16 protein-coding genes are annotated in these 14435 nt (G+C 72.2%); 7 read left to right on the top strand and 9 right to left on the bottom strand.

Annotated elements, in window-relative coordinates; translation table 11 throughout:
* Window positions 1–51: 51 nt before the first annotated feature.
* From AB0B20_RS10190 to nadA, 3 genes are all read right to left on the bottom strand, one after another.
* A complete protein-coding gene (locus AB0B20_RS10190; RefSeq protein WP_357380596.1) occupies window positions 52–660 on the bottom strand; it encodes a DUF3043 domain-containing protein in 609 nt (202 codons plus the stop codon).
* Between the two features lie 80 nt (window positions 661–740).
* Window positions 741–2096 (bottom strand): UDP-N-acetylglucosamine 1-carboxyvinyltransferase, encoded by a 1356-nt coding sequence (murA, locus tag AB0B20_RS10185; RefSeq protein WP_357380599.1) that lies wholly within the window; start codon window positions 2094–2096, stop codon window positions 741–743.
* 214 nt (window positions 2097–2310) lie between these two features.
* Window positions 2311–3486 carry a quinolinate synthase NadA gene (nadA, locus tag AB0B20_RS10180; protein ID WP_357469687.1) on the bottom strand — a complete coding sequence of 392 codons (1176 nt, stop codon included), beginning with the start codon at window positions 3484–3486 and terminating at the stop codon, window positions 2311–2313.
* 44 nt (window positions 3487–3530) lie between these two features.
* Here nadA and AB0B20_RS10175 point away from each other — a divergent pair, with 44 nt between their 5' ends.
* From AB0B20_RS10175 to AB0B20_RS10160, 4 genes are all read left to right on the top strand, one after another.
* Window positions 3531–4691 (top strand): glycerate kinase, encoded by a 1161-nt coding sequence (locus AB0B20_RS10175; protein WP_357469685.1) that lies wholly within the window; start codon window positions 3531–3533, stop codon window positions 4689–4691.
* Between the two features lie 139 nt (window positions 4692–4830).
* Window positions 4831–5199, top strand: coding sequence for an iron-sulfur cluster insertion protein ErpA (gene erpA, locus AB0B20_RS10170; RefSeq protein WP_269704820.1), 369 nt, complete (start codon window positions 4831–4833; stop codon window positions 5197–5199).
* A 178-nt stretch (window positions 5200–5377) separates the two neighbouring features.
* On the top strand, window positions 5378–6352 hold the full coding sequence (locus tag AB0B20_RS10165; RefSeq protein ID WP_357380605.1) for a carbohydrate kinase family protein: 975 nt from the start codon (window positions 5378–5380) through the stop codon (window positions 6350–6352).
* Entirely contained in the window at window positions 6349–6891 is a 543-nt protein-coding gene (locus AB0B20_RS10160) for an ATP-binding protein (protein ID WP_357469682.1), read from the top strand. Before AB0B20_RS10165 ends, AB0B20_RS10160 begins: the two co-directional genes overlap by 4 nt.
* 65 nt (window positions 6892–6956) lie before the next feature.
* On the opposite strand, the gene AB0B20_RS10155 is transcribed toward AB0B20_RS10160, so the two are convergent.
* A complete protein-coding gene (locus tag AB0B20_RS10155) occupies window positions 6957–7175 on the bottom strand; it encodes a sulfurtransferase TusA family protein (protein WP_073831489.1) in 219 nt (72 codons plus the stop codon).
* A 55-nt stretch (window positions 7176–7230) separates the two neighbouring features.
* Entirely contained in the window at window positions 7231–8382 is a 1152-nt protein-coding gene (locus AB0B20_RS10150) for an aminotransferase class V-fold PLP-dependent enzyme (protein WP_357469679.1), read from the bottom strand.
* Between the two features lie 171 nt (window positions 8383–8553).
* Between AB0B20_RS10150 and coxB the strand changes: the two genes are divergently transcribed.
* Window positions 8554–9525, top strand: a complete 972-nt coding sequence (coxB, locus tag AB0B20_RS10145; protein WP_357380612.1) for a cytochrome c oxidase subunit II — start codon at window positions 8554–8556, stop codon at window positions 9523–9525.
* A gap of 10 nt (window positions 9526–9535) precedes the next feature.
* On the top strand, window positions 9536–9964 hold the full coding sequence (locus tag AB0B20_RS10140) for a cytochrome c oxidase subunit 4 (protein WP_357380614.1): 429 nt from the start codon (window positions 9536–9538) through the stop codon (window positions 9962–9964).
* Window positions 9965–10739: 775 nt separating this feature from the next.
* Here AB0B20_RS10140 and AB0B20_RS10135 read toward each other — a convergent pair.
* From AB0B20_RS10135 to AB0B20_RS10120, 4 genes are all read right to left on the bottom strand, one after another.
* Window positions 10740–10949 (bottom strand): hypothetical protein, encoded by a 210-nt coding sequence (locus AB0B20_RS10135; RefSeq protein WP_357380616.1) that lies wholly within the window; start codon window positions 10947–10949, stop codon window positions 10740–10742.
* A 148-nt stretch (window positions 10950–11097) separates the two neighbouring features.
* Complete coding sequence (trpD, locus tag AB0B20_RS10130; RefSeq protein ID WP_357380618.1) at window positions 11098–12144, bottom strand: anthranilate phosphoribosyltransferase; 1047 nt, start codon at window positions 12142–12144, stop codon at window positions 11098–11100.
* 78 nt (window positions 12145–12222) lie between these two features.
* Window positions 12223–12621, bottom strand: a complete 399-nt coding sequence (locus AB0B20_RS10125) for a hypothetical protein (protein WP_357380620.1) — start codon at window positions 12619–12621, stop codon at window positions 12223–12225.
* A 104-nt stretch (window positions 12622–12725) separates the two neighbouring features.
* Window positions 12726–13661 carry a cytochrome c oxidase assembly protein gene (locus AB0B20_RS10120; RefSeq protein ID WP_357381154.1) on the bottom strand — a complete coding sequence of 312 codons (936 nt, stop codon included), beginning with the start codon at window positions 13659–13661 and terminating at the stop codon, window positions 12726–12728.
* 126 nt (window positions 13662–13787) lie between these two features.
* Between AB0B20_RS10120 and AB0B20_RS10115 the strand changes: the two genes are divergently transcribed.
* On the top strand, window positions 13788–14387 hold the full coding sequence (locus AB0B20_RS10115) for a heme-copper oxidase subunit III (protein WP_354869940.1): 600 nt from the start codon (window positions 13788–13790) through the stop codon (window positions 14385–14387).
* The last annotated feature ends 48 nt before the right edge of the window (window positions 14388–14435 follow it).

Raw genomic sequence — 14435 nt, 5'->3', positions numbered from 1 at the left:
ACGACGACGGCCCCTCCCCGCCGGGGCGGGAAAGGGCCGGTCCGGGGTCGGTCAGACCTTGTCGCCGATGTTCACCCGGGGTGCGGGCGCACGCATCCGGCGGAACGTGATCGACCGCATGATCGCGTAGAAGTAGAGCGAGCCGAGCTTCTCGGTGCTCTTGGGGAAGCGCTCGCGGACCAGCCGCTTGATCTTCCGGGAGATCAGCACCGAGTCGATCAGCACGCCGAGGGCCAGCGCGCCCCAGAGCACGTTCGACAGCAGCCGCACGATCGGCGGCATGGCCTGGTTGGAGCCGAACAGCACGATCAGCGCACCGCCGAAGAACCAGGTGCCGATCGTGCGCCGGGAGTCGACCACGTTGCGGGCCAGCAGCCGCTCCGGGCCCCTGTCACGCGGGCCGCCCTCGCGGCGGAACTCGGCCGCCGCCTCGGCGCGGGCGGCGCGACGCTGCGCGCGGGCCTCCTCCTTGGTCAGCGGCTTGGCCGGCGCGGTCGGCCGGCGGCCGGCGACCGGGCGCTTCGGCGTGACCTGCCCGAGCTCCTTCTTGCTGGGCGTGTAGCCCCGGGGGCGGGCGGCGGCGGACTCCTCGTCGGCCGTCACAGTGGTGACGGAATCCTCGACGAGGTCGGCGGACTTGCGGCGAAACAGCGACGGCACGCGGCAAGGGTAGCCAACCGGCCGCGCCAGGTGCACATCACGGGTGCACCGGACGCGGCCGGGTCGAGCGGGCGGGACGGTCAGGGACGCTCGACGTGCGCGCCGAGGTCGGCCAGTTTGGCCTCGAAGTCCTCGTAGCCCCGGTTGATCAGGTCCACGCCGTACACCCGGGAGGTGCCCTCGGCGGCCAGCGCCGCGATCAGGTGGCTGAAACCGGCCCGCAGGTCCGGGATGACCAGGTCGGCCGCGTGCAGCTTGCTCGGCCCGGCGATCACCGCGGAGTGCTTGAAGTTGCGCCGGCCGAAGCGGCACGGGGTGCCGCCGAGGCAGTCCCGGTAGACCTGGATGTTGGCGCCCATCGTGTTCAGCGCCTCGGTGTAGCCGAGCCGCTGTTCGTAGACCGTCTCGTGGACGATCGACAGGCCACGGGCCTGGGTGAGCGCGACCACCAGCGGCTGCTGCCAGTCGGTCATGAAACCCGGGTGCACGTCGGTCTCCAGCGCCACCGCGTTCAGCTCGCCGCCCGGGTGCCAGAACCGGATGCCGCCCTCCTGGCCGGGGCTGCCGCCGCGCGGCGGGCGCAGGTCGGTGACCTCGTACTCGCCGCCGACCGACCGGAAGATGTTCAGGAAGGTCATCATGTCGGCCTGCTGGGCGCCCAGCACCTCGACGTGGCCGCGGGTGGCCAGCGCCGCCGCCGCCCAGCTCGCCGCCTCGATCCGGTCCGGGATCGGCCGGTGGGTGTAGCCGTGCAGCTTCTTGACGCCCTGGATCTCGATCACCCGGTCGGTGTGCACCTTGATGATCGCGCCCATCTTCTGCAGCACGCAGATGAGGTCGACGATCTCCGGCTCGACCGCCGCGTTGCGCAGCTCGGTGACGCCCTCGGCCATCACCGCGGTGAGCAGCACCTGCTCGGTGGCGCCCACGCTCGGGTACGGCAGCGAGAACTTCGTGCCGTGCAGCCCGTTGGGCGCGGACAGGTGCAGTCCCTCCGGCGTCTTCTCGACGGTGGCGCCGAACTCACGCAGCGCCTGGAGGTGGAAGTCGATCGGGCGCGGGCCGATGTGGCAGCCGCCCAGGTCGGGGATGAAGGCGTGGCCGAGCCGGTGCAGCAGCGGGCCGCAGAACAGGATCGGGATCCGGCTGGATCCGGCGTGCACGTTGATCTGGTCGGTGCTGGCGCTCTCGACGTTCGAGGGGTCGAAGACGAGCTCGCCCTCCTCGTCGCCGTCGCTGACCTTGACGCCGTGCAGGCCGAGCAGGCCGCGGACGACCTCGACGTCACGGATGCGTGGCACGTCGAACAGCCGGCTGGGTGTGTCGCCCAGCAGGGCGGCCACCATCGCCTTGGACACCAGGTTCTTCGCGCCGCGCACGCGGATCCGCCCTTCGAGCGGAGTACCTCCGTGTACGACCAGGACGTCGTCGGTCAACGCAACCTCCAGCGCGTTGGGTGCTGCCGTGTCTAGTGATGGGTGCACGAAGTTCATCGCTACCCGGAACGCGGTCATGGGAAAACGGGCCGCGTGTGTCGTCGCCCCGGCAGCATAGCCCTCCGTGACGGAAATGGAATCGGTCACATCGCCAGCGAGGGCACGAACCGGGGTGTCAGGTGCGTTTCCGTGCCAGCTGCGTCACCGACGGTGATCAAGCTCCCGGGAGCGCGAGCATCTGGTCCAGCGCCGACCGGGCGTGTCGAGCGGTCTCCGGATCGACGGTGATCTGGTTCACCACCCGACCGGCGACCAGCTCCTCCAGTGCCCAGACCAGATGCGGCAGGTCGATGCGGTTCATCGTCGAGCAGTAGCAGACCGCCCGGTCGAGGAACATGATCTGCTTGTCCGGGTGGGCCAGCGCGAGCCGGCGGACCAGATTCAGTTCGGTGCCCACCGCCCACGCCGAGCCGGCCGGGGCCGCCTCGATGGTCCGGATGATGAACTCGGTCGAGCCGACCAGGTCGGCGGCGTTCACCACCTCGTGGCGGCACTCCGGGTGCACCAGCACGTTCACGCCCGGCACCCGCTCGCGCACGTCGTTGACGCTGTCGAGCGTGAACCGTCCGTGCACCGAGCAGTGGCCGCGCCACAGGATCATCTTCGCGTCGCGCAGCTGCTCCGGGGTCAGCCCGCCGTTCGGCTTGTGCGGGTCGTAGAGCACGCAGTCGTCGAGCGAGAAGCCCATCTCCAGCACCGCGGTGTTGCGACCCAGGTGCTGGTCGGGCAGGAACAGCACCTTGCGGCCCTGCTCGAAGGCCCAGTCCAGGGCCCGCTTGGCGTTCGACGAGGTGCAGACCACGCCGCCGTTGCGGCCGACGAAGCCCTTGATGTCGGCCGAGGAGTTCATGTACGTCACCGGGACGGTGTCCGCCGCGATGCCCAGATCGGTGAGCGTGTCCCACGCGGCCTCGACCTGCGACAGCACCGCCATGTCGGCCATCGAGCAGCCGGCCGCGAGGTCGGGCAGGATCACCTTCTGCGCGTCCGAGGTGAGGATGTCCGCGCTCTCGGCCATGAAGTGCACGCCGCAGAAGACGATGTACTCCGCGTCCGGGCGGGCCGCCGCCTCCCGGGCCAGCTTGAACGAGTCGCCTGTCACGTCGGCGAACTGGATCACCTCGTCGCGCTGGTAGTGGTGGCCCAGGACGAACACCTTGGTGCCGAGCGCGGCCTTCGCGGCGGCGGCGCGGGCCACCAGGCCGGGGTCGCTCGGAGCGGGGAGATCACCCGGACACTCCACGCCACGCTCGGTGGCGGGGTCGCTGCCACGGCCGAGGAGCAGCAGCGCCGTGGCGGTGTTGGACGGCTCAACCCAGGTCGAAGTCACGCCCCCCATGGTCGCACAGCGCGCCCGCGCCGCAGCCGCGTCGGATGTGGCCTGCCACACTGCTGCGCATGCGCGTGCTGCTCTGCCCGGACAAGTTCGCCGGCACGCTGCCGGCCCCCGACGTGGCCGCCGCGGTGGCCGAGGGCTGGCGGGACGTCGCCCCCGGCGACGAACTGCTGGTCCGGCCGCTGGCCGACGGAGGGCCGGGGTTCATCGACGTGCTCGCTGGGGCACTCGGCGGACGCCGGCTGCCGGTGCCCACCGTCGACCCGCTGGGCCGCCCGGCCGCCGGTGAGATCCTGCTCACCGACGACGGCACGGCGTACCTGGAGAGCGCGCAGGCGTGCGGACTGCACCTGCTCGCCGCCGCCGAACGTGACCCGAAGGCCACCACCTCCTACGGGCTGGGGCTGCTCGTCGCCGCCGCGGTCGAGGCGGGCGCGCGGACTGTGGTGGTGGGGCTGGGCGGCTCGGCCACCAACGACGGCGGCGCGGGGATGCTCGTACCGCTGGGTGTCACGCCGCTGGACGGCGCGGGCCGGGCCCTGCCGTACGGCGGCGCGGCGCTGGCCGAGGTGGCCGCGCTCGACGGCGAGCCCCGGCTGCGCGGCGTGACGCTCGTCGCCGCCACCGACGTGGACAACCCGCTGCTCGGGCTGCACGGCGCGAGCAGCGTCTTCGGCCCGCAGAAGGGCGCCGACCGGGCCGACGTGCTGCTGCTGGACGCCGCGCTGACCCGCTGGGCGCAGGTGCTCACCGAGCGGCTGCCGGGCTGCCCGTCCGGGCTGGGCGCGTTGCCGTCCGGCGGTGCGGCCGGCGGTCTCGGCGCGGCGGTCCTGGCGCTGGGCGGCCGGTGCGAGTCCGGCATCGGGCTGGTCACCCGCGCGGTGAGGCTGGACGCCGCGCTCGACGCCGCCGACCTGGTGATCACCGGCGAGGGCTCGTTCGACCACCAGTCGCTGCGCGGCAAGGTGGTGGCCGGCGTGGCCGGGGCCGCCCGGGACCGGGGCGTGCCCTGCGTGGTGCTGGCGGGACGGGTGAGCACCGGGCGGCGGGAGGCCGCCGCGGCCGGGGTGACCGAGGCACACAGCCTGGTCGAGCACTTCGGCGGCGAGGAGCACGGGGGAGTGGACGCGGCGATGACCCGCCCGGCCGAGGGGCTGCGCGCGCTCGGCGCCCGGCTGGCCCGGCAATGGAGCCGCTGACCGGTTCCGCTGCTCACGCCGCCGGGTGGTGGCGCCGGAGGCGGCGTACGATCGAAAGACGGACCACACCGGGAATCACTGGCGGACGTGCGGCGTTGGCCAGGACGTCCGGACCTATACCGCGCAGGGAGACTTCCACGTGACCACGCCAGCGCAGACCGAGTCGACCGAGGCCAAGGCCCCCAGCACCGTCGTCCTCACCGACGTCGCGGCGCAGAAGGTCAAGGCCCTGATCGAGCAGGAGGGCCGCGACGACCTGCGGCTCCGGGTCGCGGTGCAGCCGGGTGGCTGCTCCGGCCTGCGGTACCAGCTGTTCTTCGACGAGCGCTCGCTCGACGGTGACGTCGTCACCGACTACGACGGTGTCGAGGTCGTCGTCGACCGGATGAGCGCCCCCTACCTGACCGGCGCCACCATCGACTTCGCCGACCGGATCGACGCCCAGGGCTTCACCATCGACAACCCGAATGCGGGCAACTCCTGCGCCTGCGGCGACTCCTTCAGCTGAGTCGACTGACCGACCGAAGCGGCGGGCCGCCCCCGAACGGGGCGGTCCGCCGCTGCGTCGTACCTCCCGCGCGCGACTTCGGATGTGCGCTGATCGACCGGTTGGCGACCGACGGCCGTCCGCACGGCCCGGGGGCCGGTAGGCTGACCGCGCCGTGCTCCCGACCCCGAGGGCTGACATGAAGATCGCCGTGACCGGCTCGATCGCGACCGACCACCTGATGAGCTTCCCCGGCCGGTTCGCCGACCAGCTCATCGCCGACCAGCTCGACAAGGTCTCGCTGTCCTTCCTCGTCGACGAGCTGGTGCTCCGGCGCGGCGGCACCGCGGCGAACATCGCCTTCGGCATGGCCCAGCTCGGGCTGCGCCCGGTGCTGCTCGGCGCGGTCGGCGCCGACTTCGCCGACTACCGCTCCTGGCTGGAGCGCCACGGCGTCGACTGTGACTCGGTGCACGTCAGCGAGGTCGCGCACACGGCACGCTTCGTCTGCACCACCGACACCGACATGTGCCAGATCGCCTCCTTCTACGCCGGGGCAATGAGCGAGGCCCGCAACATCGAGCTCGCTCCGGTGGCGCAGCGCCTCGGCGGCCTGGACCTGGTGCTGGTCAGCGCCAACGACCCGGCCGCGATGATCCGGCACTCGGGCGAGTGCCGGGACCGCGGCTACTCCTTCGTCGCCGACCCGTCGCAGCAGCTCGCCCGGATGGACGGCGCGGACGTGCTCGGCCTGGTCGAGGGCGCCGACTACCTGATGACGAACGAGTACGAGAAGTCGCTGCTGCAGAGCAAGGCCGGCCTGACCGACGAGCAGCTGCTCGACCGGGTCAAGGTGCGGGTCACCACGCTCGGCAAGCAGGGCGTGGAGATCGCCGGCCGGGAGATCGGCTCGTTCCGGGTGCCGATCGCGCGGGAGATCCAGGCGGTCGACCCGACAGGTGTCGGCGACGGTTTCCGGGCCGGCTTCTTCGCCGCGCTCGACTGGGGCGTCGGCCTGGAGCGGGCGGCCCAGGTCGGCTGCCTGCTCGCCGCGCTCGTGCTGGAGAACTTCGGCGGTCAGGAGTACGAGGTCCGCCGGGACCTGTTCGTGAAGCGACTCGCCGAGTCGTACGGGGACGCGGCCGCCGAGGACGTCCGGCCGCACCTGCTGTGACCGGCCCGGCCGCCGGGCTGGACCCGAACGCGGCCCGCCCCGGCTCCGGCCAGCCGGTGCTCGTCGCGTTCGCCGGGCTGCCGGGTGTGGGAAAGAGCACCCTGGCCGCCCGGGTCGGCGCCGCGCTGCGCGCCCCGGTCCTGCCGGTCGACCCGGTCGAGCGCGCCCTGCACCGCTACGGGCTCACTGGTGACGTGCCCGGGATGGCCGCCTACGGCGCTGTCGCCGGGCTGGCCGAGGTGCAGCTCGGCCTGGGGCTCAGCGTTGTCGTCGACGCGGTGAACCCGGTCGCCAGTGCCCGGGGCCTCTGGCACGACGTGGCCGAACGGGCCGGGGTGCCGCTGCGGGTGATCGAGGTGCACTGCGGCGACGAGGCGGAGCACCGCCGCCGGGTCGAGGCGCGCCCGCCCGAGGACGGCACCTGGGAGCTGACGCTGCGCCGCCGGGCCGAGTACGAGCCGCTGATCGGCCCGCGTCTGGTGGTCGACACCGCGGTGGAGGCCGACCCCCTGCCCGGCATCCTCGCCTACCTGCGCTGACTGCCGGCGGCGTGCGTTAACAAGGGGCCCTTCCTCTACCGGAGGCGTTAAGAAGGGGCCCTTCCTTACACGCGGACGTCGTAGGCGGGCCCCTCGTGCGCCGCCAGGAACTCGTGGCCGCGCATCCGGCACCACGCCGGGATGTCGACGGCCGCCGCCGGGTCGTCGGCCAGCACCCGCACCACCGCGCCGGCCGGCAGGCCGGGCACCAGCCGGGCGAGATTGATCACCGGCAGCGGGCAGCGCTGCCCCCGGCAGTCCAGCACCTCGTCCGGCTCGCTCAAAGTGCCATCTCCGTTCCCGACTGCGGGGCTCGCAGGAGCGGCTCACTCCTCGCGCTCACAGGTCCGTCACCCCGGCCTCCGCCCGCAGGTCCGCCACGATCCCGGGCAGCTCGGCCAGGAACCGGTCCACGTCCGCCTCGGTGGTCTCCCGGTGCAGCGACACCCGTACGTTGCCGTGCGACAGCACCCCCATCGCCTCCAGCACGTGTGACGGGCGCAGCGTCGAGGACGTGCAGGACGACCCGGAGGACACCGCGAACCCGCGCCGGTCCAGCGCGTGCAGCAGCGCCTCGCCGTCGACGTACAGGCAGGAGAACGTCACCAGGTGCGGCAGCCGGTCCACCGGGTCGCCGACCACCTCCACGTCCGGCACCTCGGCCGCCACCCGCGCCCGGATCCGGTCCACCAGCGGGCCCAGCCGGGCCGCCTCGGCCGCCGCGTCGGCCGCCGCCGCGCGCAGGCTCGCCGCCGCCGCGACCACCGCCGGCAGGTTCACCACCCCGGGGGTACGCCCCGACTCCCGCTCGTCGTCCGGGTACGGCGACTCCCAGCGGGTGCCCTTGCGCACCACGAGCAGCCCCACACCGGGCGGCCCGCCCCACTTGTGCGCGCTGGCGGTCAGTACCGACCAGCCCGCCGGCAGCGGCACCCGGCCGGCCAGCTGTGCCGCGTCCACGTACAGCGGCACGCCCGCATCCGCGCACAGCTCCGCCGCGGCGGGCACCGGCTGCACAGTGCCCACCTCGTGACTGGCCCCGATCAGCGCCGCGAGGGCCACGCCGGGCGCGGCCACCGCCGCCGCCCAGGTGTCCAGGTCCAGCCGGCCCGACCGGTCCACGGGTACGGACACCGCCGCGCCGCCACCTGCGGTGTGCCGCTGCGCGGCGTGCAGCACCGCCGAGTGCTCGATCGCCGAGTGCACCAGCGTCGCCCCGGCCCGCCGCCGCCCGGCCAGGCCACCGAGCACCGCGGCGTGTGCTGCCGCCGTACCGCTGGGGGTGAAGGACAGCTCGTCGGCGCGGACGCCGAGCGTCTGCGCGGCGGCCTCCCGGGCGGCGTCGAGGAGCTGGCGGGCGCGGCGGGCCGCCGAGTAGAGCCGGGCCGGGTCGGCCCAGCCGTCGTCCAGGGCGGCCAGCATCGCCTGCCGCGCGACCGGATGCAGCGGGGCCGCGGTGGCGGCGTCCAGGTAGACCGGGGAGGCGCTCATGAGGTTCCACGCTATCGCCCGGTTACGCCCAAGATCCCCCCGAAGGGGGTGGACAGCGACCCCAAGACGGCCTGGCCGGTCATGGTCGAGTAATCTGCGACCGTCGGTGACGCCTTTGCCGTCGGTGTCAGGGAGAACAACCGCCGCGGCGCGCTAGGGAGGCAGGACCAGGTGGTCGCAAGGAGTTCGGAGGTACGGCGCTCGGCCGTACGGGACAGCGCTTCCCCGGGGGCCGGTGTGCGCCGGCGGCGTGGTGCTGGTCGAATCGCCGGGCTCGGTCTCGGCGCGGCGGTGCTGCTGGTCTCGCTCACCGGCTGTGACGTCGGCAAGGCGTTCGGCGGGTTCGGCTGGCCGCAGGGCGGCATCACGCCCGAGTCGCAGCGCATGTACGACCTGTGGATCGCGTCCTGCATCGCGGCGCTCGCCGTCGGCGTGTTCGTGTGGGGCCTGATCTTCTGGTGCGTGGTCCGCTACCGCAAGCGCGGCAACGAGCTGCCGGTGCAGACCCGCTACAACCTGCCGATGGAGTTCCTCTACACCATCGCGCCGATCCTCGTGGTCTCCGTGCTCTTCTACTACACGGCGGTCGTGCAGACCGACGTGAACAAGCAGTCGAGGAACCCGGACGTCACCGTCGAGGTCGTCGCGTTCAAGTGGAACTGGCAGTTCAACTACCGCGACGGCCAGGGCCCGGAGGCCAACACCGTCGCCTCGGTGCTCGGCACCAGCGAGGTCATCCCGATCCTGGTGCTGCCCAGCGGGCGCTCGATCCGCTTCGAGGAGACCAGCCGCGACGTCATCCACTCGTTCTGGGTGCCGGAGCTGCTGTTCAAGCGGGACGTCATGCCGGGCAACGTGCGCAACACGTTCGAGGTCTCCAGCATCGACCAGGAAGGCGCGTTCGTCGGCCGCTGCGCCGAGCTGTGCGGCAGCTACCACGCCTTCATGAACTTCGAGCTGCGGGTCGTCTCGCCGGAGAAGTACGACCAGTTCCTGGCGGCCAAGAAGGCCGGCAAGTCGACCCAGGAGGCGCTCGGCGAGATCGGTGAGGAAGAGTACGCCACCGAGACGAAGCCGTTCGACACCCGGCGCGACGTGAACAACTTCAACCCGTCCGACGCGTCGGCCGGCGCGGGAAGCTGAGGGGTTCGGCATGAAGACCGAGTGGAAGATCTTCCTGACCATCGCCACGTTCCTCCTCGGCGCGACGATCCTCTACGGCGCCTGGACGTACGGCGACAGCGGCGGCCACATCGAGTGGATCGGCACTGTGGCGCTGCTCCTGTCCTTCCTGCTCTGCGCGATGTGCGGCGGCTTCTTCTGGTTCGTCTCCCGCCGTATCGACCTGCGCCCCGAGGACCGGCCGGACGGCGAGATCGCCGACGGTGCCGGCGAGGTCGGCTTCTTCAGCCCCGGTAGCTACTGGCCGTTCGGCCTGGCGCTGGCCGCCGCGATCGCCGGCCTGGGCCTGGTGTTCTGGCAGTTCTGGCTGCTGGGACTGGGCCTGGTGGCGGTCGTCTTCGCCAGCTGCGGGCTCCTGTTCGAGTACTACTCGGGCACCCGCCGTACCGCCGAGCACTGACCCGAGCACCACCGCAGGCCCGCCACCCCCACCGGGGCGGCGGGCCTGCCGCTTTCCCTCCTCTGGCAGCCCTTGCCCTCCGCCCGCCCGTCCCCGTCGATCATGAAGTTGACGGCACTGGCGGTCCTTTTTGTCCCCGCCAACCTCATGATCACCGCTCGTGCGGCCGGCCTGGTGCCCGCTCCGCCCCGAGACGCACCACCCGGGCTCACACTCACCGGGCTGTTCCGATCGCCGGGAGCACCGTCCCACTTGCCATGGCCACAGGAGATCTTGGAGGGAAAGCGCTCCTATGGCGGCCATTTCCTTCCAAGATCTGGCTCGCCGCGCGGCTCGTCCGATGGGCGGAACCGCAGTCCGCTCCCAACGCCGGGTGCCGTGACGGCCCACCGCCGGCACTCCCGCCCAAGGCCCCACACCCGCCCCCCCTGCGCCCCCGGCGAGCGTCGGTCACCGTGCGCTCCGCGCCGCCCGTCCCCGTTGACCAAGGAGTTTGCGGCACTTTCACGCGCCGCCGGTGACACAAACCCCTTGATCACCGCTTCGGAAGGGGAGCGCGCCCGCCACCTGCCGGCCATTAAGCGGTGATCAAGGAGTTTGTGTCCGCTTGGACGGGCGTGGGTGACACAAACTCCTTGATCACGAGCGGCGGACGGTGGGGCTGTCGGGCGTGGCGGGGAGGGGAGGGGGTGGGGAGGGGCGCCTGCGCGGCGCGGAGGCGCAGAGAGGTGCGGACAGGCGCGGCGCAGAAGGGCGGCGGGAAGGCGAGTGGAGGTCAGGCGGCCTTGGGGTGGGACGGCCGGCGAGGGGCGCGGCGGCTCGACAAGCGGGTCGGACGGAACGTGAAGGTGGCGATCACCACTGCCGCGCCGCAACCGGTGCAGATCAGCTCCGGGCAGTCGGCGCCGTGCCCGTCGCCGCACGGCGGCGCCTCGAACAGCACGACGCCCTCGCAGGTGTCACAGTGCAGCTCGCGGTCAGACACGGGTGGCTCCTCTCGCTCCGGGCACCGGTCGGGGCGGGGAGCCGCCGGCCGGTGGACCAAAGGCTCGGCTGGATCGCAGGTCCAAAACGGAAAATAACTCCCGTGTAGTTTGGCACGCGGGTATGACAACACCCGCGTCAGGCCGCCGTCAGGCGGCGCGCGCCACCTCGAGCCAGCGCTCCAGCGCTGCCGCTGCGGCGCCCGAGTCGACCGCCTCGGCGGCGCGGTCCAGGTTGGCCCGCAGCGCCTCGTGCAGATCGCCGTCGAGCGGGCCCTGGGTCGCCAGCGCCACAGCCGCGTTGACCAGCACCGCGTCCCGTACCGGGCCGGTCTCACCCGCCAGCAGCCGGCGTACCACGTCGGCGTTGTAGACCGCGTCGCCGCCGCGCAGGTCGGCCAGGGTGGCCCGGGGCACTCCGAGCTCCGCGGCGTCCAGCAGGGCCTCCGTGACGGTGCCCTGCTGGGCCACCCAGACCCGGGTGGGGGCGCCGGTGCTGAACTCGTCCAGGCCGTCCTCGCCGCGTACCACGATCGCGGAGTCGCCACGGGCCGCGAAGACGGCGGCCATCACCGGGGCCATCCGCTTGTCGAAGCAGCCCACGGCACCCGCGCGGGGCCGCGCCGGGTTGGTCAGCGGGCCGAGGAAGTTGAACGCGGTGGGTACGCCGATCTCGCGGCGGACCGGGCCGGTGTGGCGCATGCCGGGGTGGAAGCGGGCGGCGAAGCAGAAACCGATGCCGGCCTCGGTGACGCAGCGGGCCACCTGCTCGGGCGCCAGATCAAGGGGTACGCCGAGTTGCTCCAGCACGTCGGCGGTGCCGCAGGAGGAAGAGGCGGCCCGGTTGCCGTGCTTGACCACGCGCACCCCGGCCCCGGCGACCACGAGCGCCGCCATGGTGGAGATGTTCACCGTGTGCGCGAGGTCGCCGCCGGTGCCGACCACGTCCAGCGCGCTCGCGCGCACGTCCTCGGGCAGGTGCACCGGCACCGCGCGGGTCAGCATGGTCTCGACCAGGCCGCCCAGCTCGGCGGGCGTCTCGCCCTTGGTGCGCAGCGCCACGGCGAACCCGGCGATCTGCGCCGGGGTGGCCGAGCCGGCCATGATCTCGCCCATCGCCCACGCCGTGTCGGCGGTGGAGAGCTCCTCGCCGCGCAGCAGCGCGTTGAGCAGAAGCGGCCAGGTCCGTTCGCCCATGACGGGCCTCCCGAGCGGCGTGAGGAAAGCGGTTGGGGCACGCCACGGCCGCGTCGCCGTGGCGCGCGAAGGCCGGGGTCAGGCCGCGGCGTGGGTGCGGCGCAGCAGCTCCGCCACGGTGCTGCCGGCGACCACCGGGTCCAGCGGGTGGGTGAGGGTGGCGTCGACCTCGGCGTACGCGGCCAGCCAGCGGTCGGCGGCGCGGGCCAGCACCACGCAGGTCGGCGGCGCGTCGTCCCGGTCGTCCTTGATCTGGCGGGCGATGCCGATGCCGCCGCCCGGGCTCGCCTCACCGTCGAGCAGGAGCAGGTCGATCTCGTAGTCGTCGACCAGCCGGATGCACGCGTTGTAGTCGTCGGCCTCGACGAACTCGATCTCGATTCCCGGTGCCGGCCGGGTGCCAACGGCGAGTCGCATCCGGTCGCGGACCTTCGGGTCGTCGCTGTAGAGCAGGACGGTGCAAAGACGATCGCTCATCGTGACGTGGCTCCCACCTCGTAGCTGCCCGCTGATCGTAGCCGTTGTCACATCCGGGCCGTCGGCCCGCCCGGCCGGGCTCGGGGCGTACCCCGGAACGGGCCTCAGGCGCTCGCCTCCGCGGCGCGCTGGCGGGCCTCCTGGCGGTCCAGTTCGCGGTCGAGCCGGCGGGCCTCGCGCTCGGACTGCTTGACCCACTGGACGACCAGGACGGCGAGCATGGTGACGCTGACGAACTCGCCGCCGGCCCACAGGATGCCGCCGGCCACCACCTGGTCGTTCCAGGGGTCGGACCAGGACAGGTTGAGCGACGGGTACCAGTCGCCGCCGAACAGCGTGGTGCTCTGCATGATGGTCAGCCCGAGGACCGTGTGGAACGGCACCGAGAGCAGCATGAGGAGCGCGCGACCCGGGTACGGCCAGCGGCCGGGCAGCGGGTCCAGGCCGAGCAGCGGCCAGAAGAAGACGCAGCCGGTGGCGATGAAGTGCGCGTGGACCAGCTCGTGCGCCCACTCGTGGCGCAGGGTGAACTCGTAGAGGTCGGTGAAGTACAGCGCGAACGGGTTCACCACGAAGATGGCGAACGCCACAAGCGGGAAGCTGTAGACCCGGATCACCTTGCTGTGCACGATCGCGAGCAGCCGCTTGCGGGGCCGCACCGGCAGCGTGCGCAGCGCCAGCGTCACCGGGGCACCGAGCGCCAGGAAGATCGGCGCGACCATGGACAGCACCATGTGCTGGACCATGTGCACCGAGAGCAGCGCGGTGTCGTACGCGCCGAGGCCGGTGAGCGTGACCAGCGCGATGCCGCCGAGGCCGGGGCCGAGGAACGACACGGTACGGATGACCGGCCACCGGTCGCCGCGCAGCCGCAGCCGGTGCACCCCGTAGAGGTAGAGGCCGGCGGCCAGGACGATGCCCAGCGTGAGCCAGCTGTCCAGCCGGGTCTCGGTGAACACCCGGGTCACGGTGAACGGCGGCGGGGCGCCCTCGCCTCCCGCCGCCAGCGTCGCCGGAACAGCCGAGGTGACGGCGCGGATCTGATCGACGTGCAGCACGCTTTTCAGGGTAGGTCAGGCGAAGCGGACCACCACGATCGGGCCACGAAAGGGCCGGGTTTGGCACCCCGCTGATCGTCGGTCCCGGTCAGGGGCAATAATGACCGCGTGACTGCGGCCCCAGCCATTGACAAGAGCCGGATCCACTCCCTGACCCGACCCAACATGGTCAGCGTCGGGACGATCGTGTGGCTCTCCAGCGAACTCATGTTCTTCGCGGCGCTGTTCGCCATGTACTTCTCCATCCGCGCTGCGGCGCCGGAGCAGTGGGAGAAGCACACCGAGGTGCTGAACATCCCGTACGCGACCACGTTCACGGTGATCCTGGTGCTCTCCTCGATCACCTGCCAGATCGGCGTGTTCGCGGCCGAGCGCGGCGACGTCCACGCCCTGCGCCGGTGGTTCACGATCACCTTCGTGATGGGTCTGATCTTCGTGCTCGGTCAGCTGAACGAGTACCGGACCCTGGTGCACGAGGGTGTGAAGATCAACGAAGACGGTTACGGGTCGATGTTCTACCTCACCACCGGCTTCCACGGTCTGCACGTGACCGGCGGTCTCATCGCCTTCGTGATCTTCATGATCCGTACCACGATGGGCCGGTTCACCCCCGCCCAGGCGACCTCGGCGATCGTCGTGTCCTACTACTGGCACTTCGTGGACGTCGTGTGGATCGGGCTCTACGTCATGATCTACTGGCTCCAGTGATCTTGGCGCGTCACGAACCGCGCCGCTGCTCCGTCCCCTGAGACAAGG

The sequence above is a fragment of the Micromonospora sp. NPDC049151 genome (assembly GCF_040648395.1).
GTDB lineage: Bacteria > Actinomycetota > Actinomycetes > Mycobacteriales > Micromonosporaceae > Micromonospora.
The sequence above is the reverse complement of the archived record's forward strand: the minus strand, read 5'-3'. Positions and strand labels throughout refer to the sequence as shown.

What these genes read in the sequence shown, in the direction of transcription:
- trpD (WP_357380618.1), bottom strand. Translation starts at nt 12,144, where the DNA reads ATGGGCGAACGGACCTGGCCGCTTCTGCTCAACGCGCTGCTGCGCGGC.
- AB0B20_RS10150 (WP_357469679.1), bottom strand. Translation starts at nt 8,382, where the DNA reads ATGAGCGCCTCCCCGGTCTACCTGGACGCCGCCACCGCGGCCCCGCTG.
- AB0B20_RS10175 (WP_357469685.1), top strand. Translation starts at nt 3,531, where the DNA reads ATGTGGCCTGCCACACTGCTGCGCATGCGCGTGCTGCTCTGCCCGGAC.
- AB0B20_RS10125 (WP_357380620.1), bottom strand. Translation starts at nt 12,621, where the DNA reads ATGAGCGATCGTCTTTGCACCGTCCTGCTCTACAGCGACGACCCGAAG.
- AB0B20_RS10165 (WP_357380605.1), top strand. Translation starts at nt 5,378, where the DNA reads ATGAAGATCGCCGTGACCGGCTCGATCGCGACCGACCACCTGATGAGC.
- AB0B20_RS10140 (WP_357380614.1), top strand. Translation starts at nt 9,536, where the DNA reads ATGAAGACCGAGTGGAAGATCTTCCTGACCATCGCCACGTTCCTCCTC.